At 61.5% G+C, this 21,095-nt stretch carries 21 protein-coding genes; 13 read left to right on the top strand and 8 right to left on the bottom strand.

Features of this window, described 5'->3' with window-relative positions; translation table 11 throughout:
* The first annotated feature begins 9 nt into the window (after window positions 1-9).
* Window positions 10-891 carry an ABC transporter permease subunit gene (locus tag I5961_RS27015; RefSeq protein ID WP_234206559.1) on the top strand — a complete coding sequence of 294 codons (882 nt, stop codon included), beginning with the start codon at window positions 10-12 and terminating at the stop codon, window positions 889-891.
* On the top strand, window positions 888-1,778 hold the full coding sequence (locus I5961_RS27010) for an ABC transporter permease subunit (RefSeq protein ID WP_085696933.1): 891 nt from the start codon (window positions 888-890) through the stop codon (window positions 1,776-1,778). Before I5961_RS27015 ends, I5961_RS27010 begins: the two co-directional genes overlap by 4 nt.
* 142 nt (window positions 1,779-1,920) lie before the next feature.
* Here I5961_RS27010 and I5961_RS27005 read toward each other — a convergent pair whose 3' ends face one another.
* Window positions 1,921-2,562, bottom strand: a complete 642-nt coding sequence (locus I5961_RS27005; RefSeq protein WP_227233829.1) for an HD domain-containing protein — start codon at window positions 2,560-2,562, stop codon at window positions 1,921-1,923.
* A 190-nt stretch (window positions 2,563-2,752) separates the two neighbouring features.
* Between I5961_RS27005 and I5961_RS27000 the strand changes: the two genes are divergently transcribed.
* A complete protein-coding gene (locus I5961_RS27000; RefSeq protein WP_085702390.1) occupies window positions 2,753-3,718 on the top strand; it encodes a GlxA family transcriptional regulator in 966 nt (321 codons plus the stop codon).
* A 7-nt stretch (window positions 3,719-3,725) separates the two neighbouring features.
* On the opposite strand, the gene I5961_RS26995 is transcribed toward I5961_RS27000, so the two are convergent.
* Both I5961_RS26995 and I5961_RS26990 read right to left on the bottom strand, forming a co-directional pair.
* Window positions 3,726-6,137, bottom strand: coding sequence for a penicillin acylase family protein (locus tag I5961_RS26995; protein ID WP_227233828.1), 2,412 nt, complete (start codon window positions 6,135-6,137; stop codon window positions 3,726-3,728).
* A gap of 103 nt (window positions 6,138-6,240) precedes the next feature.
* The gene (locus tag I5961_RS26990) at window positions 6,241-6,819 is read right to left on the bottom strand and encodes a DUF6436 domain-containing protein (protein WP_227233826.1); all 579 of its coding nucleotides are present in this window, start codon (window positions 6,817-6,819) and stop codon (window positions 6,241-6,243) included.
* A 359-nt stretch (window positions 6,820-7,178) separates the two neighbouring features.
* On the opposite strand from I5961_RS26990, the gene I5961_RS26985 reads away from it, so the two are divergent.
* Window positions 7,179-8,132, top strand: coding sequence for an alpha/beta hydrolase (locus tag I5961_RS26985; protein WP_227233824.1), 954 nt, complete (start codon window positions 7,179-7,181; stop codon window positions 8,130-8,132).
* A gap of 101 nt (window positions 8,133-8,233) precedes the next feature.
* Here the strand turns inward: I5961_RS26985 and I5961_RS26980 are convergent, their stop codons facing one another.
* Window positions 8,234-8,986, bottom strand: a complete 753-nt coding sequence (locus tag I5961_RS26980; protein ID WP_085697906.1) for a DUF2059 domain-containing protein — start codon at window positions 8,984-8,986, stop codon at window positions 8,234-8,236.
* A gap of 108 nt (window positions 8,987-9,094) precedes the next feature.
* Between I5961_RS26980 and I5961_RS26975 the strand changes: the two genes are divergently transcribed.
* Both I5961_RS26975 and I5961_RS26970 read left to right on the top strand, forming a co-directional pair.
* The gene (locus tag I5961_RS26975; RefSeq protein WP_085697905.1) at window positions 9,095-9,727 is read left to right on the top strand and encodes a 2OG-Fe(II) oxygenase; all 633 of its coding nucleotides are present in this window, start codon (window positions 9,095-9,097) and stop codon (window positions 9,725-9,727) included.
* A 1-nt stretch (window position 9,728) separates the two neighbouring features.
* Window positions 9,729-10,214: a DUF523 domain-containing protein gene (locus I5961_RS26970; protein ID WP_085702376.1), complete on the top strand. Its 486-nt coding sequence runs from the start codon at window positions 9,729-9,731 to the stop codon at window positions 10,212-10,214.
* Between the two features lie 118 nt (window positions 10,215-10,332).
* Here the strand turns inward: I5961_RS26970 and I5961_RS26965 are convergent, their stop codons facing one another.
* Window positions 10,333-10,917, bottom strand: coding sequence for a transporter substrate-binding domain-containing protein (locus I5961_RS26965; RefSeq protein WP_085697903.1), 585 nt, complete (start codon window positions 10,915-10,917; stop codon window positions 10,333-10,335).
* 132 nt (window positions 10,918-11,049) lie between these two features.
* On the opposite strand from I5961_RS26965, the gene I5961_RS26960 reads away from it, so the two are divergent.
* On the top strand, window positions 11,050-11,475 hold the full coding sequence (locus I5961_RS26960; protein ID WP_007953489.1) for a DUF4399 domain-containing protein: 426 nt from the start codon (window positions 11,050-11,052) through the stop codon (window positions 11,473-11,475).
* Window positions 11,476-11,536: 61 nt separating this feature from the next.
* Here the strand turns inward: I5961_RS26960 and serA are convergent, their stop codons facing one another.
* Complete coding sequence (gene serA / locus I5961_RS26955; protein WP_007953487.1) at window positions 11,537-12,766, bottom strand: phosphoglycerate dehydrogenase; 1,230 nt, start codon at window positions 12,764-12,766, stop codon at window positions 11,537-11,539.
* A gap of 204 nt (window positions 12,767-12,970) precedes the next feature.
* Between serA and I5961_RS26950 the strand changes: the two genes are divergently transcribed.
* The 4 genes from I5961_RS26950 to I5961_RS26935 all read left to right on the top strand — a co-directional run bounded on the left by I5961_RS26950 (window position 12,971) and on the right by I5961_RS26935 (window position 17,228).
* Complete coding sequence (locus I5961_RS26950; RefSeq protein WP_085702378.1) at window positions 12,971-14,365, top strand: FAD-binding oxidoreductase; 1,395 nt, start codon at window positions 12,971-12,973, stop codon at window positions 14,363-14,365.
* Window positions 14,366-14,405: 40 nt separating this feature from the next.
* Window positions 14,406-15,071 carry a fumarylacetoacetate hydrolase family protein gene (locus tag I5961_RS26945; protein ID WP_085697901.1) on the top strand — a complete coding sequence of 222 codons (666 nt, stop codon included), beginning with the start codon at window positions 14,406-14,408 and terminating at the stop codon, window positions 15,069-15,071.
* A gap of 197 nt (window positions 15,072-15,268) precedes the next feature.
* Entirely contained in the window at window positions 15,269-16,192 is a 924-nt protein-coding gene (locus tag I5961_RS26940; protein WP_085702379.1) for an SdiA-regulated domain-containing protein, read from the top strand.
* 118 nt (window positions 16,193-16,310) lie between these two features.
* Entirely contained in the window at window positions 16,311-17,228 is a 918-nt protein-coding gene (locus I5961_RS26935; RefSeq protein ID WP_227233822.1) for an SdiA-regulated domain-containing protein, read from the top strand.
* 147 nt (window positions 17,229-17,375) lie between these two features.
* On the opposite strand, the gene rpiA is transcribed toward I5961_RS26935, so the two are convergent.
* Window positions 17,376-18,050: a ribose-5-phosphate isomerase RpiA gene (gene rpiA / locus I5961_RS26930; protein ID WP_227233821.1), complete on the bottom strand. Its 675-nt coding sequence runs from the start codon at window positions 18,048-18,050 to the stop codon at window positions 17,376-17,378.
* Window positions 18,051-18,198: 148 nt separating this feature from the next.
* Between rpiA and ilvA the strand changes: the two genes are divergently transcribed.
* Window positions 18,199-19,713, top strand: a complete 1,515-nt coding sequence (gene ilvA / locus I5961_RS26925; protein ID WP_227233820.1) for a threonine ammonia-lyase, biosynthetic — start codon at window positions 18,199-18,201, stop codon at window positions 19,711-19,713.
* A 39-nt stretch (window positions 19,714-19,752) separates the two neighbouring features.
* Window positions 19,753-20,178 carry a DUF2269 family protein gene (locus tag I5961_RS26920; protein ID WP_085697896.1) on the top strand — a complete coding sequence of 142 codons (426 nt, stop codon included), beginning with the start codon at window positions 19,753-19,755 and terminating at the stop codon, window positions 20,176-20,178.
* A 118-nt stretch (window positions 20,179-20,296) separates the two neighbouring features.
* Here I5961_RS26920 and I5961_RS26915 read toward each other — a convergent pair whose 3' ends face one another.
* Window positions 20,297-20,953 (bottom strand): HAD family hydrolase, encoded by a 657-nt coding sequence (locus I5961_RS26915; RefSeq protein WP_085697895.1) that lies wholly within the window; start codon window positions 20,951-20,953, stop codon window positions 20,297-20,299.
* Window positions 20,954-21,095: the final 142 nt, after the last annotated feature.

The raw sequence follows: 21,095 nt of genomic DNA, 5'->3' as shown, positions 1-21,095 counted from the left end.
AATCGAATAATTCCCGGTGGCCGTCAACTGGTCATCGGGGTCCCGTTCATCTGGCTGTTCCTGTTCTTCATGCTGCCGTTCTTCATCGTCCTGAAGATCAGCTTCGCTGAAGCGGACGTGGCCATCCCGCCGTACACCGAGATCTACACCTACGCCGAACAGAAGCTGCAACTGCTGCTGAACCTGGGCAACTACGCGATGCTCGGCGACGACGAGCTGTACATCGCCGCCTACCTCGGCTCGCTGAAAATGGCGTTTTTCAGCACGTTGCTGTGCCTGTTGATCGGCTACCCCATGGCCTACGCCATCGCCAGCGCCCGCAAGGAAGTGCAAACGGTGCTGGTGCTGCTGATCATGATGCCGACCTGGACCGCGATCCTGATCCGCGTGTATGCGTGGATGGGCATCCTCAGCAACAACGGTCTGCTCAACGGCTTCCTGATGAGCATGGGCTTGATCGACGAGCCGCTGCAGATCCTCAACACCAACCTCGCGGTGTACATCGGCGTCGTCTATTCGTACCTGCCGTTCATGATCCTGCCGCTGTACGCCAACCTGGTGAAGCATGATCCGAGCCTGTTGGAGGCTGCGTCCGACCTGGGTTCGAGCACCTTCAACAGCTTCTGGAAAATCACTGTGCCGTTGTCCAAGAACGGCATCATCGCCGGCTGCATGCTGGTGTTCATCCCGGTGGTGGGCGAGTTCGTGATCCCGGAACTGCTCGGCGGCCCGGAAACCCTGATGATCGGTAAAGTGCTCTGGCAAGAGTTCTTCAACAACCGTGACTGGCCGGTGGCGTCCGCCCTGGCGGTGGTGATGCTGGCGATCCTGATCGTGCCGATCATCCTGTTCAACCGCAGTCAGGCCAAGGAAATGGAGGGTAAAGAATGAAGCGCTTCCGTTTCTCCAGCCTGATGCTGGTGCTCGGCCTGTTGTTCATCTACCTGCCGATGCTGATCCTGGTGATCTACTCGTTCAACGCCTCCAAACTGGTGACGGTATGGGGCGGCTGGTCGGTGAAGTGGTACGTCGGCCTGCTCGACAACACCCAACTGATGGGCTCGGTGGTGCGTTCGCTGGAAATCGCCTGCTACACCGCGGTTGCCGCCGTGGCGCTGGGTACGCTGGCAGCCTTCGTGCTGACCCGCATCACCCGCTTCAAGGGCCGCACGCTGTTCGGCGGCCTGGTCACCGCGCCGCTGGTCATGCCTGAGGTGATTACCGGTCTGTCGCTGTTGCTGCTGTTCGTGGCGATGGCGCAGATGATCGGCTGGCCCCAGGAGCGCGGCATCGTCACCATCTGGATCGCCCACACCACGTTCTGCGCGGCCTACGTGGCGGTGGTGGTGTCGGCGCGTCTGCGCGAGCTGGACCTGTCGATCGAAGAAGCGGCGATGGACCTCGGTGCGCGTCCGTGGAAGGTGTTCTTCCTGATCACCATCCCGATGATCGCGCCGTCGCTGGCTGCGGGCGGCATGATGTCGTTCGCCCTGTCGCTGGATGACCTGGTATTGGCGAGCTTCGTGTCCGGCCCGGGTTCGACGACCCTGCCGATGGAGGTGTTCTCGGCGGTGCGTCTGGGCGTGAAGCCGGAGATCAACGCCGTGGCCAGCCTGATTCTGCTGGCGGTGTCGCTGGTGACCTTCCTGGTCTGGTTCTTCAGCCGCCGTGCCGAAGAAGCCCGCAAGAAAGCGATCCAGCAAGCCATCGAAGAAGGCGCTGCGGATTCGTGGAAGCAACCGGACGTGCGCCGGGCGCCGACGCCGGAAGCGGCTTGAGCCAGTGGGGGTGATCACAACTCTGTGATCAACCCCAATCCAAACTGTGGGAGCGAGCTTGCTCGCGAAAGCGGTGTGTCATTCAACATCAATGTTGGCAGATACGCCCCCTTCGCGAGCAAGCTCGCTCCCACAGTTGGTTTTAGGCCGACCAAGGAGAGTTGCGGATGACCTCGACAAAGTTCATCGGCTTGAACCCCGGCATCTGATCTTTCAGCACATCGGTTTTCACATTGCCGAACGTGGTCTGCGGACGATGCCGCAAGCCGTCGGCAAACGCGCAGATGATGCACTCCTTGAAGCCTTCGCCCCGTGGATGCGCATGCACCACTGCCTCGCGCTGCACCGTGGTGAACGCCGCGTAGTCCATGCCCAGCACATCCATCTCGACACCCGCCGTCACCAGCGCCACGGTCGGACGCAAATGCTTCGGCACCCCCGGCGTGGTGTGCAGGGCGATCGACAGCCAGACCTGCTCGATGTCGTCATCGCTCAAGCCGTATGGCTTGAGAAATTCGGCAGCTGCGTTGGCGCCATCGACTTCGAAACGCTCGTCATCGCTGCGGTGACCTTCGACCAGCCCCAGGTCGTGGAACATCGCGCCGACGTACAGCAGCTCCGGATCATAGGCCAGTTGCTTGCGTTCGCCGCTCAAGGCGCCGAACAGAAACACCCGGCGCGAGTGGTGGTAAAGCAGGTCGGATTCGATGTCGCGAATGTATTCGGTGGTGGCCCGGGCGAGGGCGCTGTCGGGGATCCGGATACCGGCGATGGTCGTGGTCATGTTGAGCTTCCTCGTCGAAAACGCCGTCGTGGCGCTGATGGAGAAAGTCTGTTCCCGGGGGCAAAACCGGACAATCGATCCATGGCTGCGATCCTTGCCATTGCACCTGCAAATCGTGCCAGCTCGCTTCTGCGGTGAGGATTGGCTAGGGTTGGCGCTGATCCGTCATTCCCCGGGAGCCCACATCACCATGAACAAAACCGTCGCCATTGTGGTGTTCCCCGGCGTGCAGGCGCTGGACGTCAGCGGGCCGATGGATGTGTTCGCCGAGGCCAACCGCTTCCTGGCACCAGAGGATCATTACCGGCTCGAGGTGATCGGCGTTGAGCGCGGGTCGATGGCGTGTTCCAACGGGCTGACCCTGAGCGCGCATCGGCATTTCAGCGAAGTGCAGGAGGCTTATGACTTGCTGCTGGTGGCGGGCGGGCCACAGTTGCCGTTTCTGGATTTCGGCGAGACGTTCGATGCCTGGCTGCGTGAGGCTTGTGGACGGGCGCGGCGTTTTGGCTCGATCTGCAACGGCGCGTTCATGCTCGCCCGTGCGGGATTGCTGAACGGGCGCACGATCACCACACACTGGAACGACGCCGAAGCACTGGCGCAGTTGTGCCCGTCGAGCCGGGTCGAGGCGGATCGGTTGTACGTCGAGGATGGCCAGCTCTACACCTCGGCGGGGGTGACGGCGGGGATCGATCTGTCGCTGTACCTGCTGGCGCGTGACTACGGGGCCGAGGTGGCGCTGAGCGTGGCCAAGCGGCTGGTGGTGTTTACCCAGCGTTCGGGCGGGCAGTCGCAGTTCAGCCCGTTTCTCGCGCCCCATGCCGAGCCGACGTCGGCGGTGGCGAGGGTGCAGCTGTACGTGCTGGCCAATCTCACCGGCGACCTGACCATCGCCGACCTGGCGAATGCGGCGAACATGAGTGCGCGGAATTTCTCCCGGGTGTTTGCGAGGGAGGCGAAAGTCACCCCGGCGGAGTTCGTCGAACGGGCGCGCGTGGATGCGGCGCGGGTGATGCTCGAAAGCACCACGGCGCCGCTGAAGACGGTGGCCTATCAATGCGGGTTTCGCGATGCGCAACACATGCGCAGCGTGTTCAACCGGCGGCTGGGGGTGACGCCGCAGCAATTCCGGCTGAATTTTGCGGCGATGGTTTGAGCGGCGCTTATTGCGCCGCTCGCGCCGGCAACAGCTTTAAGGTACTGCGCGTATTCGCCGTTACCTCTTCATCACTGAAATGCGCCTGCACATACATCCCATCCACATACGCTTCCGCCTGATCGTCATAGTGACTGTCGAACGGCACGCCGCTTTGGCCGACCGGGTTGATGGTCAGGCTGTGAGCCGGATCAGCGAAGTCAACCAACCGCCGCGTCGACGGGCCGTAAGTCACCGGCCATGGCGCCGGGCCGATTTTCGCCGAGAGATTGTTCGGCACTTCATGGGAGCCTGGTGCAGCGAACGGGCCGACGTTGAAAATGCGATCCAGCGGCTTCTGCTGCCCCAGCGGATGACCATGGGTCAACGTGTGCGCCTTGCCCCATTGCCAACCGGAAGCATCGTCGCCGAGAGTCGACTTCAGGTGCGCCATGCTCGCCTGCCACGCGGCGCGTACGGTGTCGACGCGGGTTTCCTTGGCCGGCGTGCTGCGGTTGTCCCACCACGGTGAATCGGCATTCGCCGCGAGCCGGGGCAGGGCTGCATCGATCACTCGGGTCGACAGCAGGGTTTCGAAGAAATCATTGCCCAGCTCATCACGCATCGCCGCGTCGGCAAGGTTGAACAGGAACTGGTTGAACACCGTCGCACTGACCGAATCCAGCGGATAGTCGCCTTGCCATTGGGCCAGTTGTTCGATCAGCTTCTGCTCGGCGGGATTGCCCGCCACTTCACGCAGTACCGGCAGCAACGGCGCCAGCAGACGCGGCCCGTAACCCGTGGCGGTGCCCAGTTGCAGTTTCTGGTTGGCCTCGTTGTCCCACTTCACGCTCTTGTCGGCGAGCTGGCGGTTGAGCTGCTGGCCACGGTCGGCGAGGTTGTAGTAACCGGGAATCTCCATGCCGGTCGGCGACACGGGCTGGAAGTTGGCCGAGACGATATAGCCCCGCGCCGGGTTCTCTTCCTGCGGGTTGGCGCTGAACGGGAAGTAGCCGTCCTTGTCCGCCTGATTGCTGCTGCCGTCGAGAATGAAGCCAGGCTTCACCCCGGCCGGACGCTTGGGCAACAGCGCCGAGGCCCACCACGCGATATCGCCCTTGGCGTTGGCGTAGACGATGTTCAGCCCCGGTGCCTGCACCTTGGCGGCAGCGGCGCGAGCCTTGGCCAGGGTGTCGGCGCGGTTGAGCTGGTAGAAACCTTCGAGGATCGGGTTTGGCGTTTCGAGAAATGCCCACCACATCGCAATCGGGGTTTTCCCGGCGGCGCTGCCGAGGGCGTCGTTGACGATCGGGCCGTGGGGCGACTGGCGCAGGGTGATGGTCACCGGGGCCTGGCCTTTCACCGCGATCTGCTGCTCGGTCTTGACCATGTCGGTCCACTGGCCGCGATACCAGACCTGATCCGGGTGGTCCGGGTTGACCTTCTCGGCGATCAGGTCCAGGTCATCGTTCTGGAACATGGTCAGGCTCCAGCCGAAATCCAGGTTGTGCCCCAGAAACGCAAACGGCACCAGCGCCTGATGATGGCCGTAGAGTTCAAAGCCCGGCGCCGACAGCTGCGCTTCGTACCACACCGACGGTACCGAGAAACGGATATGCGGGTCGCCGGCCAACAAGGGCTTGGCGCTCTTGCTGCGACTGCCGGCGATCACCCAGGCGTTGCTGCCTTCGAACTGCGGCAGGCCGTTATCGATCAGCGCCTGTTCGCTGACGCGGGCGAGGGTGTTCAGGTCTTTCCAGTCTTCGGCGGCGAGGGCCGGCGCCATGCCGGCGTGACCCTTGGCGAGCACGCCCTTGGGCTGCCAGTCGAGGTCGAAGACGTTGAGGTAGTCGGCGCCCAGTTGATCGCGCACGTAGGTCAGCAGCGGTTCGGTGCGAAACGCGGCGGCAAAGCTGTAAGCCATGTAGCCGGCGACGCTGATGCTGTCTTCGGCGGTGAACGGCCGCTTGGGGATGCCCAGCACGTCGAACTCGACAGGGGCGGCGTGCGAGTCCTGATATTGATTGATGCCGTCCAGATAGGCTTGCAGGGCCTTCCACGCCGGTGACTGCTTGTCGAGGCCGGCCACGTAACTGGCGGCGCGCTCGCGGATGCGCAGGCTGCGGAACAGTTTGTCGGTGTCGAGCAGTTTTGGTCCGAACACTTCGGCCAGTTCGCCCCGGGCGAGACGGCGCATGGCTTCCATCTGAAAGAGGCGATCCTGGGCGTGCACATAGCCGAGGGCGCGGTAGAGGTCGGCCTCGTTTTCGGCGCGGATGTGCGGCACGCCGCGCTCGTCGTAACGCACGGTCACCGAACCTTGCAGGTTGCGCAGTTCTACCTGGCCCTGACGCGTCGGTTGCTTGCTGTAGACATACCACCCGCCGGCGGCGAGCAGGACAACGATGAGCAAGGCAAGAACGGTGAAGACGCGTTTCATGGTGACTCCTTGTGCATTCGGGATTGCCGCCCGTGCGGGCTGCAAACAATTAGCACACGCTTCGTGTGCTGCGCATCGCCGTCCTTGAAATGTCCGGAATGCCTTACTTCGTCTCTGCCGGCCACGGACAGTAGCAACCAACCGCCAGCGTATGGGTGGCATTGACCGGACGATCGTCACTCAAGGCTCGCAGGATCGGTTCGATAAAACTGTTGCTGGAATTACAGGTCAGCCCTTCGCTGTAAGGCCCGAAATACGCCAGTTTGCCGCTGCGATCCCAGATCGCTACGGCGGGGCTCGCGGGAATCTGTTCGGCGCCGGGCAATACCGCGATGGTCTTGAGATTGCTGAGCGTGGCGGGCAACTGGCCGTGGCTGCCGGCCTTCTGCACGGCAAAGAACTCGACGCCCTTGGGGCCGAACTGTTCGACCATCTCGGTCAGGTGCTGTTGATTGCCGACGTTGCACGGGCAGGCCGGATCCCAGAAATGCACCAGACGGATATTGCCGGGGCCGGCGAGGTCGTCGGGCAGGCGCAACGGGTCGCCGGAAAACACCGCAGTGTGTTCGCTGAACGCCCGCAGGTAGCTGCCCTGAAACCAGTCGTACGCTGCCCACAGCACGCCGGCACACACGATGGCGAGCAGGCTGGCAAACAGTGCGGTGCGGTAGGGCGGGCGCATGGATTTGGTTCCTCAGAGGCTGGGGGCGCTCTCGACTGATTTCCCCGCCGCGCCGGGTCTGCTGTTGTGCAGGGCAAGGCGCGAGAAGCGCGGTTTGGTTGTTCCAAATAAGCTTCGAGCAAAGCAGCCCTGCACAACAGCAGGCCCGGCCCTTCGGGTTGTGCCTTAAAGCGAGCCAGCCTGCGTTGCAGGCCTTGGAAAGGGAACACCATTCCCCGCGGCCTGCGCCTTGCCTGGCTCGCTTTAAGGCGACAACGCGGTGGGGAAATCAGTCGAGAGCGCCCCCAAGCTTGCCATGCTTGCTTCTACAGATGAATATCGCAGGCCGATAAAGTCCGTTTACCGTTCTGGAATTGCCCATGTCTGTTGCTTTCGATCCCGATCATCTGCGTGCGAGCCTCAAGCCGTTGGCCGAGTGGCAGCCGTTGTCCGAGGAGGCGAAGGCGTATCAGCGGTTCTACAAGACCGACTTTCCGGAGCGTGATGTCTGGCGAGGAATGGGCCGGTTCGACATTGATGGCTATCAACTGGTCAGTCATTGCTGGTGGCCGGCGGAAACGGCCAAGGCCACGCTGTTTCTGGTGCACGGTTTTTATGACCACACCGGCCTGTACCGGCATGTGATCGAGTGGGCGCTGGATCAGGGCTTCGCCGTGATTGCCTGCGATCTGCCGGGGCATGGTCTGTCCAGCGGCGAGCGTGCGAGCATCCGTGATTTCTCCGAATATCAGGATGCGCTGCAAGGCCTGTTCGCCGAGGCGCGCTCGATTGCGTTGCCGCAGCCATGGCACCTGTGCGGGCAAAGCACCGGCGGGGCGATCATTGTCGATCATGTGCTCAACCATGGTGAAAACAGCCCGGCCCAAGGGCAGTTGATTCTGCTGGCGCCGCTGGTGCGGCCGCGCGCCTGGGGCTGGTCGCAGTTCAGTTACTACCTGCTGCGGCCCTTTGTCAGGGGCATCGCCCGACGTTTCAGCGAAAACTCCAACGACCCGGATTTCCTGTCGTTCCTGCAGGCCGATCCGTTGCAGCCCAAGCGTCTGCCGACCGCGTGGGTCGGTGCGCTGTCACGCTGGATCAACCGGGTGGAATACGCGAAGAAAAGTCCGCGCCGGCCACTGATCGTGCAGGGCCAGGCGGACATGACCGTGGACTGGCAGCACAACCTGCAAGTGATGAAGTGGAAGTTCGACCGGCCGCAGATTTTGCTGCTGGCCGACGCGCGCCATCACCTGGCCAACGAAACGGCGGAAATGCGCGAGGAGTATTTCGAGTTTCTGAGCAAGCGGATCAAAGGCCGGTATCACTCGTGATCCTGAGGGCCCCTTCGCGAGCAAGCTCGCTCCCACAATAGATCGCAATCCTTTGTGGGAGCGAGCTTGCTCGCGAAGGCGGTCGGTCAGGCAGCAGAGATTTATTGATTCAGGTTCGAGGTGCTCTGGCCGACGGCCAGCCCGGCGCGGATCGCGGCCAGCGCGGCCTGATAGTAGGCCTTGCCTTCAGTGGATTCGGCAAAGGTCGCGAACTCTTCCAGCTCTTCATCCGACAGGTCGCGATAGACGTACAGCAGCGTGTTGTTCAGGTCGGCGCCGATCTGATCCATCAGCCGTTGGCGCTGACCGTTCAACATGCCCTGGGCCTGACCGCCGCCGAGCAGGCCGGGGATCATCGAACTCAGGCTGTCCGCCGCCACGCCGGCAATCGCCAGACTGACTTCGGCACCGGCTTCACGGGCGGGCAGGGCCTGGGCGAGGTGGCCGATGATCAGCAAACGACTGTCGCTGGCCGGCATCTTCGGCAGGCCCTTGGCGTTTTTCGCCAGTTGATCGCGGCGGGTCGCCAGCAGTTCGGCGGCGACGATCTTCTTGCCCAGCGGTGACTGAAAGAACGACAGGGCCGGTTGCGGATCGGCGAGGTTCTTGCGCAGTTGCGCTTCGGCGCGTTGATCCACGGCCTGGGGGGCGAAGCGCTGGTTGCTGTTGTTCACCAGCGCTTGAAACACCGCGGGCGGCAGGCTGTTCTGGTAACGCTGCTGCGCGGCACTCAGTGCGTCGTTGAAATGCGCGCGTTGTTCTGGCCAGCCAGCGACCTTGTACAACTGGTCGTGGTCGTCCGCCCAGGCGGGCAAAACGCAGAACATCAACAGTGAAAAAAGCAAACGGCGCATAAGGACTCCTGTCGGCAGCCGACTATTCTCCGTGCGGTGCCAGTACTTGTCGAGAATTCGTATCAAGCCGCCGCGTGGCTCTGTCGGATTTCTTGCCGCAGGCATACTATGCGCGCCATGCAAATATCCTCTGATCACCCGCTGCTGTTACGTATCGTCGACGACCTGGCCGAGCGCGGCTGGTCGCAGCAGAACATTTTCCTGCCTGCGGATTTGACCCGCGCGCTGGCGGCCGAGTGCCGCAAACGTGACGCCGAAGGTGAATTGGCGCCGGCGGGCGTCGGACGCGGGCCGTTTTCTGAGGTTCGCGAGGGCATTCGCGGCGACCATATCCAATGGATCGATCCCGGCCAGGCCGAGGCCAGCGACCGTTATCTGAACCTGATGGACAGTTTGCGCGAGGCCCTCAATCGCGGACTGTTCCTCGGTCTGGAAGATTTCGAATGCCATTTCGCCCTGTACCCGCCGGGCGCGTTCTACCGCAAGCATGTTGACCGTTTCCGCGACGATGACCGGCGCATGGTCTCGGCGGTGATCTACCTCAATGACGGCTGGTTGCCGGAGGATGGCGGGCAACTGCGCATGTACCTGGAGAACGACCGCGTTCATGACGTACAGCCTACGGGCGGTTGTCTGGTGGTGTTTCTCTCCGGTGAAGTCCCCCACGAGGTTCTGCCGGCACAGCGCGAGCGGCTGTCGCTGACAGGCTGGTTCCGCCGCCGTGGCAACGAGCCGTTCTGAGATGCACAGGATTCTGGTCAGTCGCTGCCTGCTGGGCCATCGCGTGCGTTATGACGGTGGGGCCAGCGGGCCGTTCGATCTGCTGGAACAGTGGATTGCCGAAGGGCGCGTGGTGCCGTTGTGTCCGGAGGTCGCCGGCGGCTTGCCGACACCACGAGCGGCGGCAGAGATTCCGGGCGGGCAGGGCAGCGAAGTACTGGACGGGCTCGCCTCGGTGATCACCACCGAGGGCGAAGATGTCAGCGCGCAGTTTCTCGACGGCGCGCGGCAGGCGTTGGCGCTGGTGCACAAGCACGGGATTCGGGTGGCGGTGCTCAAGGCCAACAGTCCTTCGTGCGGAAACCTGTTGACCTATGACGGGACGTTCAGTGGGGTGAAGGTGAGTGGCGAGGGGGTTACTGCAGCGTTGCTCAAGCGCCATGGAGTGCAGGTCTTCAGCGAGCTCGAATTGCCGCAGGCTGCACAAGCGCTGACACAACTCGACTAATCACACACCAACAACACTGTGGGAGTGAACTTGCTCGCAATTGCGTATTGTCAGTACCGATATCGGTGGCTGACAGGCCGCTTTCGCGAGCAAGCTCGCTCCCACACGGAAGTTGTGTTCACTTCAGGTCTTCAGAGGCCTGCACGCTCAGCCACTTTTTCGACAACGCTTCCAGCCGCCCATCCGCCCTGATCCGCTGCAAGGCATTTTCCAGGCTTGCGTGGAACGCCGGGTTACCCTTCTGAAACGGAATCGCCAGATCCACCGGCGGCCCGACCTTCGGCTTCTCTTCGGTCAGTGCCTGGACCAGTACCATCGGCCGGGGCTGCTCGTCCTTTTTCGCCAGCAATTGTGCATTCACCTGCGTGTAAGGCTCGCTCATGTCGAAACGTTCCTTGAGCTCAGGTGTCAGTGCTATGTGGTTGAGCGCGACGTCGTACTTGCCGCTTTCGACGCCCTGGAGCAGATCGGCTTCGTCGGTGACGATGAAGTCGGCCCGCACATCCAGTTCGTTGGCCAGCAGTTGCCCAAGCTCGACCTCGAACCCCGTGAGCGTGTCGCCGTCCTTGAAATTGAAGGGCGGTGTATTAGCCTCAAGGGCTATGCGCAACTCGCCACGGTCGTTGACGTCATCAATCAGTTCGGCGTGAGCCAGAGGGCTCAGAAGGGGAAGCAGACAGATCAGGCCAGGCAGAAAACGCATGGTCACTCCTTTGAAATCGATATCGGCCTGTTTTCCAGGCTCGCTTTGCTATGGTTGTCGAGTGCCTTCGACAACGAATGGTCATGAAGTTGTCATGACCGTGCGGATTTTACGGAAAAACTGGAGAAGAAAATGAAAAGCTTTATGTCACGTGCAGCGTTGGCCGGTGTGCTGATGGGTGTTTCGGTACTGGCCAGTGCGGCCACTCCGGCACCGAAGGGCGCCGAAGTGTTCATCGTTTCTCCCGAGGACGGAGCCACGGTTCCGCAGACCTTCACGGTCAAGTTCGGTGTAAAGGACATCGCGCTGGCGCCGGCCGGTGACGTCACCAAGAACACCGGTCATCACCATCTGCTGATCGATGCCAAGGAAATCGTTCCGGCCGGCTCCGTTGTGCCGACCGACGCCAACCACATGCATTTCGGCAAGGCGCAGACCCAGGCGGACATCAAACTCGCGCCGGGCAAGCACACCCTGCAACTGGAGCTGGGTGACAGCGGTCACATGGCGTTCGATCCGCCGATCGTGTCGAAGAAGATCACCGTCAACGTCGAATGACGTTCTCGCGTGCATGAAAAAGGGAGCCCGAAGGCTCCCTTTTTTGTCGCTCAGCGCCGGATCAGAACAACACGCGGCTACGGATGGTGCCGTTGACGTGTTGCAGCTTCTCTTGCGCCAGCTCCGAGTACTCGGCGTCGACGTCGATCACCACGTAGCCGACCTTCTCGTTGGTCTGCAGGAACTGACCCGAAATGTTGATGCCGTTTTCGGCGAAGACCTTGTTGATCTCGCTCATCACACCCGGGATGTTCTCGTGGATGTGCAGCAGACGGTGCTTGCCAGGGTGAGCCGGCAGGGCTACTTCCGGGAAGTTCACGGACGATACCGAGGTACCGTTGTCGCTGTACTTGACCAGTTTTTCTGCTACTTCCAGACCGATGTTGGCCTGCGCTTCAGCGGTGGAACCACCGATGTGCGGGGTCAGAATCACGTTGTCCAGGCCGCGCAACGGGCTTTCGAACTCTTCGTCGTTGGAGCGCGGCTCGACCGGGAACACGTCAATGGCGGCGCCGATCAGGTGCTTGTCCTTGATCGCGGCGGCCAGGTGATCCAGCTCGACCACGGTGCCGCGTGCAGCGTTGATCAGGATGCCGCCCTTCTTGATGGCGCGGATTTCCTTCTCGCCGATCATCCACTGGGTCGCAGCGGTTTCCGGAACGTGCAGGGTGACGATGTCGGACATGCCCAGCAGCTCGTGCAGGTTGCCGACCTGGGTCGCGTTGCCCAGTGGCAGCTTGGTCACGGTGTCGTAGAAGAACACCTGCATGCCCAGACCTTCCGCCAGGACCGACAGCTGAGTACCGATCGAGCCGTAACCGACGATGCCCAGTTTCTTGCCACGGATCTCGAAGGAGTTGGCTGCGGACTTGATCCAGCCGCCACGGTGGCAGGAAGCGTTTTTCTCAGGGATGCCGCGCAGCAGCAGGATCGCTTCGGCCAGCACCAGCTCGGCCACGGAGCGGGTGTTGGAGTACGGCGCGTTGAACACGGCGATGCCGCGCTCGCGGGCCGCTTCCAGGTCAACCTGGTTGGTGCCGATGCAGAAACAGCCGACAGCGACCAGCTTCTTGGCGTGATCGAAGATCTCTTCGGTCAGCTGGGTGCGCGAGCGAATGCCGATGAAGTGAGCGTCAGCGATCTTTTCCTTGAGCTGGGCTTCCGGCAGGGAGCCTGTCAGGTATTCGATGCTGGTGTAGCCCGCCGCCTTGAGGACGTCGACAGCCGATTGGTGGACGCCTTCGAGAAGAAGGAACTTGATCTTGCTCTTATCGAGAGAAGTCTTGCTCATCTGCGTAAACCTGTATCCCGGAGAAAAATGGCAGGAAATGGTCAACAGACATTGACCTGGACGACAAGAAAGCCGTCACCGCAGAACCGGCCTGGGGCACTGGCCTGCGGGGTCGGTATGCTAGCATAGCCACCCCGCTAATCACTCATTCCTGCGACGTGAAGCGTTCTCAGGATGACCATGAATTGTTCGAGAGTTCCGTCGATGACCAATCCTGCCCTGATTGATGAACTGAAGACCCTGGTCGAGCCTGGCAAGGTCCTGACCGATGCCGACTCCCTGAACGCTTATGGCAAGGACTGGACCAAGCATTTCGCCCCGGCGCCCAGCGCCATCGTGTTCCCCAAGACCATCGAGCAGGTGCAGGCCGTCGTGCGCTGGGCCAACGAACATAAAGTGGCGCTGGTGCCGTCGGGCGGGCGCACCGGGCTTTCCGCCGCCGCCGTGGCCGCCAATGGCGAAGTGGTCGTGTCGTTCGACTACATGAACCAGATTCTCGATATCAACCTCACCGACCGCACCGCCGTCTGTCAGCCGGGCGTGGTCACCGAGCAATTGCAGAATGCCGCCGAAGAACATGACTTGTACTACCCGGTCGACTTCGCCTCGGCAGGTTCCAGCCAGATTGGCGGCAACATCGGTACCAATGCCGGCGGGATCAAGGTCATTCGCTATGGCATGACCCGCAATTGGGTCGCAGGCATGAAAGTGGTGACCGGCAAGGGCGATGTGCTGGAACTGAACAAGGACCTGATCAAGAACGCCACCGGTTATGACCTGCGGCAGCTGTTCATCGGCGCCGAAGGCACCCTGGGTTTTGTGGTCGAGGCGACCATGCGCCTGGACCGTTCGCCGAAAAACCTGACCGCGATGGTCCTCGGCACGGCTGATTTCGATTCGATCATGCCGGTGCTGCACGCATTCCAGGGCCGGCTCGACCTGACCGCGTTCGAATTTTTCTCCGACAAGGCCCTGGCCAAGGTCATGGGCCGTGGCGACGTCCCGGCGCCGTTCGAAACCGACTGCCCGTTCTATGCCTTGCTGGAATTCGAAGCGACCACCGAAGAAGTGGCCAATACCGCGCTGGAAACCTTCGAGCATTGCGTGGAGCAGGGCTGGGTGCTGGACGGCGTGATGAGCCAGAGCGAAACCCAGTTGCAGAACCTGTGGAAGTTGCGCGAATACATCTCCGAAACCATTTCCCACTGGACGCCGTACAAGAACGACATCTCGGTCACCGTCTCGAAAGTCCCGGCATTTCTGCAGGAAATCGACGCGATCGTCGGTGAACACTATCCCGATTTCGAAATTGTCTGGTTCGGCCACATCGGTGACGGCAACCTTCACCTGAACATCCTCAAGCCGGACAACCTGAGCAAGGACGAGTTTTTCGCCAAGTGCGCCACCGTCAACAAGTGGGTGTTCGAAACCGTGGAGAAGTACAACGGTTCGATTTCAGCCGAACACGGCGTGGGCATGACCAAACGCGACTACTTGACCTACAGCCGCTCGCCGGTGGAAATCGAATACATGAAAGCGGTCAAGGCGGTGTTCGACCCGAACGGCATCATGAACCCGGGCAAGATCTTCGCGGTTTGATTGGCAATCCCTGATGAATCAATGAAGGCAGGAGTCGGTAATGAGCTATCAGCACCAGTATGTCGACGGTACGCGGATTCATTTTCCGCTGGGAAAAGTGGTGTGCATCGGCCGTAACTACGCCGAACACGCCAAGGAACTGGACAACCCGGTGCCTACCGAGCCGTTGCTGTTCATCAAGCCCGGCAGTTGCGTGGTACCGCTGGAAGGCGGTTTCAGCATTCCGACCGAGCGTGGCTCGGTGCATTACGAAGCGGAAATCGCTGTGTTGATCGGCAAGCCACTGTCGACCAAGCCGAGCCGTGAAGAAGTGCTGGACGCGATCTCCGGTTTCGCCCCGGCGCTGGACCTGACCCTGCGCGACAAGCAGGCCGAGCTCAAGTCGAAAGGGCTGCCGTGGGAAATCGCCAAGTCGTTCGACGGCGCGGCGGTGATTGCACCGTTCGTGGTCGGCAGCACCTTTTCCGACCTGACCGACATCGGCATTCGCCTGACCATCAACGGCGAAGTGCGCCAGGACGGCAACAGCAGCGCGATGCTCAACCCGATCGTGCCGATGATCCAGCACATGGCCGGCTGCTTCTCGCTGCAGGCCGGTGACGTGATTCTCACCGGCACACCGGTGGGCGTCGGTCCGCTGAACGTTGGCGATGAAATCGTGCTGGAACTGCCGGGCGCCAGTCGCTTCACCAGCAGCGTTCGCTGACGGCAACTCTGAAAAAAACTGTGGGAGCGAGCTTGCTCCCACATTTGTTTGTGCGTTTCAGCTCGCAAACATATAAGGCGTTCCGGCCATTTGCCGTTTTTTTCACATTTAGTCCGGATAATTCCGGTCATTCTGGCGTCTGAGCCGGCCTCTTTGTGCTATTACCCGTAGCCTGAATTTTCGGAACGCGTCCTTTGATGTCATCTCAAACTCAGCTCAAACCCGCTCGCCGTTCACGCTTCGCCCTGCGCTGGTATTCCTGGCTGTTGTTGGTAGCCGCCGCTACGTACGGGCTGGCGTTTGCCATGCATTGGGATGACCGTGGCCTGTTGTGGGTGCTGGAGCGCTTCGAGAGTTCGACCGAGAAGCAGGAAAGCGTCTGGCTTCCGGACTACCGGGCGGTCATCGACGCCAAACTGCTGCCTGGCATGGAGAAGGACGAAGCTTCGGACCTGTCCTATAACCCGCAGACCAAAACCCTGTTTTCGGTGATGGGCAAGAACCCGTTTCTGGTCGAGCTGACTCTGCAGGGCGACGTGCTGCGCAAGATGCCGCTGGTGGGCTGGAGCAATCCGGAAGGCCTGACGGTGATGGAAAACGGCTTGATGGCGATTGTCGACGAGCGCGCGCACATGCTCTCCATCGTCAAGGTCGATGCTGACACCCGTGAGCTGAAGCGCGACGATTTCCCCAAATACGACCTCGGCCCGTCGAAAGACCAGAACAAAGCTTTCGAAGCCATTACCTGGGACGCCCGCAATCAGCAACTGCTGCTGGGCGAGGAGCGTCCGCCTGCGCTGTTCACCTGGAAAAGCGACGGCAGCCAGACGCTCAAAGGCGACAAGCAGAAACTCGACAGCGATGAGCTGGACCTGCGCAACCTTTCAGCATTAGCGATTGACCCGCGCACCGGTCACACCCTGGTGCTGTCCGCCGATTCGCACCTGTTGCTGGAGCTGGACGAGAAGGGCGAACAAGTCAGCTTCATGACCCTGCTCGGCGGTTTCAACGGCTTGAAGAACACCATTCCCCGCGCCGAAGGCGTGACCATGGACGAGGCAGGCACGCTGTACATGGTCAGCGAGCCGAACCTGTTCTACCGCTTCGAAAAGCAGAAGTAATTGCTCCCGCAGCAATTGCAGATCTGTGGAGTTGTGGCTTGAGGCAAGTGGCCATTAAGCTTCAGTTCAGACAGGCGTGATATTTCATCCGCCTGTTTTGATTCCGAGCCTGCCCCGAATGCGTCGACTTGCCCGTCCCAAGCCTCTGTTCATCATCCTGTCGGTGATTGCCCTGATCGCGCTGATTGCGATCGGCCAATACATGCGCCTGTTCGAGCGTGCCTGGTTCAACCTGAATACGCTCTGGCAGCCGATGAACAGCGAGGCCATCGGGCTGGATCAATATCGGGTAGCGATCGAAGCGAAGGTCATTGACGGACTGAACGACGACGTCTCGGCGCTGACCTACGATCCGGTGCGCAAGAGCCTGTTCACCGTGACCAACAAGAATGCCGAGCTGATCGAGCTGTCACTGGATGGCACGATCCTGCGCCGTGTTGCCTTGATCGGCTTCGGCGATCCGGAGGCGGTGGAGTTCATCAGCGCCGATACCTACGTAATCACCGATGAGCGCCAGCAACGGCTGATCAAGATCCATCTGGAGCACGACACTACGTTCCTCGATGCGGCGGACGCCGAGCAGATGACCCTTGGTGTGCACATGAGCGGCAACAAGGGGTTTGAAGGCCTGGCTTACGACTCGGTGGGCAAGCGCCTGTTCGTGGCCAAGGAACGGGACCCGATGCTGATCTATGAAGTGCACGGTTTTCCGCACTTCAACCCGGAAAAATCCTACGCGGTACACGTAATCAACAATCCCAAACGCGATGCCGGGATGTTCGTGCGAGATCTGTCGAGTCTGCAATACGACGAGCGCAGCGGTCATTTGCTGGCGCTGTCCGATGAATCGCGGCTGATTCTGGAACTGGATGTGGACGGGCGCCCGTTGAGCACGATGTCGTTGAGCGGTGGTCGACAGGGCCTGAAGAAAACCGTGCCGCAGGCGGAAGGTATCGCGATGGATGACGACGGGACGTTGTATCTGGTGAGCGAGCCGAATCTGTTCTACGTCTTCAAGAGGCCTGCGCAGAACTAACCAAAAGCCCAAAACACTGTGGGAGCGAGCTTGCTCGCGATGAGGGAGGGTCAGTCGCCAAACATGTCGACTGTCACACCGCTATCGCGAGCAAGCTAGCTCCCACAGGTTTTTTCATCTGCCCACAAAGATGTGGGTAGTTTCGGCTTATTCAGCTTTCAGTGTTTTCACACCTTCGGAAGTGCCCAGCAACAACAGATCCGCCGGGCGTGCCGCGAACAGGCCGTTGGTGACCACGCCGACGATCGCGTTGATCTGCGCTTCCAGCTCCACCGGATTGGTGATCTGCAGGTTGTGCACGTCCAGGATGATGTTGCCGTTGTCGGTCAGCACGCCTTCGCGGTAGACCGGGTCGCCGCCCAGCTTCACCAGCTCGCGGGCCACGTGGCTGCGGGCCATCGGGATCACTTCCACCGGCAGCGGGAACGCGCCCAGCACCGGCACCAGTTTGCTGGCGTCGGCGATGCAGATGAAGGTCTTGGCCACGGCCGCGACGATCTTCTCGCGGGTCAGTGCTGCGCCGCCGCCCTTGATCAGGTTCAGGTGTTCGTCGCTTTCATCGGCGCCGTCGACGTAGAACTCCAGATTGCTCACGGTGTTCAGCTCGTACACCGGAATCCCGTGGCCCTTGAGGCGCGCGGCGGTGGCTTCGGAGCTCGCGACCGCGCCATCGAATGCGCCCTTGTGCTGGGCCAGGGCATCGATGAAGCAGTTGGCGGTGGAGCCGGTGCCGACGCCGACGATGCTCTTGTCGTCGAGTTTCGGAAGGATGAAGTCGACGGCGGCCTGGGCCACGGCCTGTTTGAGTTGATCCTGGGTCATGCGGGCTCCGGAAGCGGGCAAGGTAAGAACGGAAAGGCCGGCATTATAGCCTCAAGCCGGGCTAAAACCTCTGGATTCGTGTGGTCGTGCGCCCAAAAGCCGGGTTAGACTCGTTGGCCCTGCCCAACCCGCTCAGTGATGCTTTCCGATGCTCGAACAGTACGTCAAGAAGATCCTCACCTCGCGCGTTTATGACGTTGCCGTAGAAACGCCGCTGCAGAACGCCCGCCAGCTCTCCGAGCGGCTGGGCAACGACATCTGGCTCAAGCGCGAAGACTTGCAGCCGGTGTTCTCGTTCAAGATTCGCGGCGCCTACAACAAGCTGACCCAGTTGAGCGACGAAGAGCGCGCCCGTGGCGTGGTCACCGCGTCGGCGGGCAACCATGCGCAGGGCCTGGCCCTGGCGGCGAAAGTGCTGGGCGTGAAGGCGACCATCGTGATGCCCAAGACCACCCCGGAAATCAAGGTCGAAGGCGTGCGCTCCCGTGGTGGCAAGGTGGTGCTGCACGGCGATTCCTTCCCGGAAGCGCTGGCCTACTCGCTGAAACTGGTCGATGAAAAAGGCTACGTCTACATCCACCCGTACGACGATCCGCACACCATTGCCGGGCAGGGCACCGTGGCGATGGAGATTCTGCGCCAGCACCCGCAGCCACTGGACGCGATCTTCGTCCCGGTGGGCGGCGGCGGTCTGATCGCCGGCATCGCGGCGTACGTGAAATACCTTCGTCCGGACATCAAGGTCATCGGCGTCGAACCCGACGACTCCAACTGCCTGCAAGCGGCGATGGCCGCGGGCGAGCGTGTGGTGCTGCCGGCCGTGGGCATCTTCGCTGACGGCGTGGCGGTGGCGCAGATCGGCCAGCACACCTTCGACATCTGCAAGGATTACGTCGACGAAGTGATCACCGTCAGTACCGACGAAATCTGCGCGGCGATCAAGGACATCTACGACGATACCCGTTCGATCACCGAACCGGCCGGCGCCCTGGGCGTGGCCGGTATCAAGAAGTACGTCGAGCAGCGCGGCGTCAGCGGCCAGACCTTCGTGGCCATCGATTCCGGGGCCAACGTCAACTTCGACCGTCTGCGCCACGTCGCCGAGCGCGCCGAGCTGGGTGAAGGTCGTGAAGCGATCATCGCCGTGACCATCCCGGAGAAGGCCGGCAGCTTCAAGGCATTCTGCGAGGCCATCGGCAAGCGCCAGATCACCGAATTCAACTACCGCTATAACAATGGCAGCGAAGCGCACATCTTCGTCGGCGTGCAGACGCACCCGGACAGCGACCCGCGCAGTGCGTTGCTGGCGAGCCTGACCGAGCAGGGTTTCCCGGTGCTCGACCTGACCGACAACGAGCTGGCCAAGCTGCACATCCGTCACATGGTCGGCGGACGTGCGGCGCACGTGGTCGATGAAGTGGTGCTGCGCTTCGAGTTCCCGGAGCGTCCGGGTGCGCTGTTCAACTTCCTCAACAAACTCGGCGGCCGCTGGAACATCTCGATGTTCCACTACCGCAACCACGGTGCGGCGGACGGCCGTGTGGTGGCGGGCCTGCAAGTGCCCCACGACGAACGTCATCTGGTGCCCGCAGCCCTTGAGGAAATCGGCTACCCGTACTGGGACGAAAGCGACAACCCGGCCTATCAGCTGTTTCTTGGCTGAACGGCTACGCTGATGGGCAGGCCATAAGGAAATCGGATCATGGAAACGTTAACCGCCCTGAAAGCGGCGCACATGCTGGCGACCGCGGTGTTGCTGCTCGGTGCGCTGGGCCTCGGAACAGGCGTCTGGCGCGCACGGCGCAACGGTGATGCGACGGCGGGCAGCCGCACGTTGCAGCGGCCATGGCTGTTTGTCTGGTTGTTGATCGTGCTGGCGCTGGTGAGCATGCCGTTTACCGGCTGGTGGATGGTGCATCTGGTGGGCTGGCCGCTGGGGCAGACGTGGATTCTGGCTTCCAGCGTGCTGTACACCGTGGCCGCACTGGCGTGGTTCTGGCTGCTGGTGCGCTTGAACCGGTTGCGCAAGGCGCCGGGCGGCGTGGGCCGGTTCAGTCTGGGGCTGGCGTTGTTCGGGCTGGTCTGCTTTATCGCGATTGCCGGGTTGATGGGCGCCAAGCCGGTTTAAGGCCCGGGATCGAGTCGACCCCAATCGCGAGCAAGCCCGCTCCCACAGGGGATTGTGTGCGACACAGATCCAATGTTGGGGCGGGCTTGGTCCGGGCGGCGTTCCGACGAAGGCGTAGTCAGTCGCGCAGACTGATTACCGGCCAGCCGCGTTTCTCGGCTTCGGCCCGCAGGTTCGGATCCGGGTCGACTGCGACCGGATTCACCACCTGCTCCAGCAGCGGCAGGTCATTCATCGAGTCGCTGTAGAAATAGCTGCCTTCCAGCGAATGCCCGGTTTCTTCCAGCCAGCGGTTCAGGCGCGTCACCTTGCCTTCACGGAAGCACGGCACGTCGGTGCTGCGTCCGGTATAGCGGCCGTCCTGCATCTCGCATTCGGTGGCGATCAGGGTTTCGACGCCCAGGCGCGCAGCAATTGGTGCGGTGACGAAGCGGTTGGTGGCGGTGATGATCACCAGCTTGTCGCCGGCGTCGCGGTGCTGGTTCAGCAACTCAACGGCTTTTGGCAACATGATCGGTTCGATGCAGTCGCGCATGTAATCGTTGTGCCACTGCTCAAGCACGGCCATCTCGGTGCGGCCGAGAATCTCCAGGCAGAAGTTCAGGTAGGCGGCGTTATCCAGTTTGCCGGCCAGGTAATCCTGGTAGAACTCGTCATTGCGGGCCTTGTAGGCGATCGGGTCAAGGAAGCCGCGTTCGCACAGATAATCGCCCCAAGCGTGGTCGCTGTCGCCGCCCAGAAGGGTGTTGTCCAAATCGAATAAAGCCAGGCGCATTGCAGTTACCCGCTGAAAAGTCAGTAAAAAGGCCACAAGAATACGGTCTTTTCACAAGAGTGCACATAAGCTCGGAACCTTCGTTGCCGCCTTCACAACCTTTGTGGAACAATGCGGCGACATGCGTTTGCGAGGTTGTTGC

The organism is Pseudomonas sp. IAC-BECa141, from assembly GCF_020544405.1.
Taxonomy (GTDB): Bacteria; Pseudomonadota; Gammaproteobacteria; order Pseudomonadales; family Pseudomonadaceae; genus Aquipseudomonas.
Note: the sequence above shows the minus strand (reverse complement) of the source record. Positions and strands in the feature narration are given on the sequence as shown.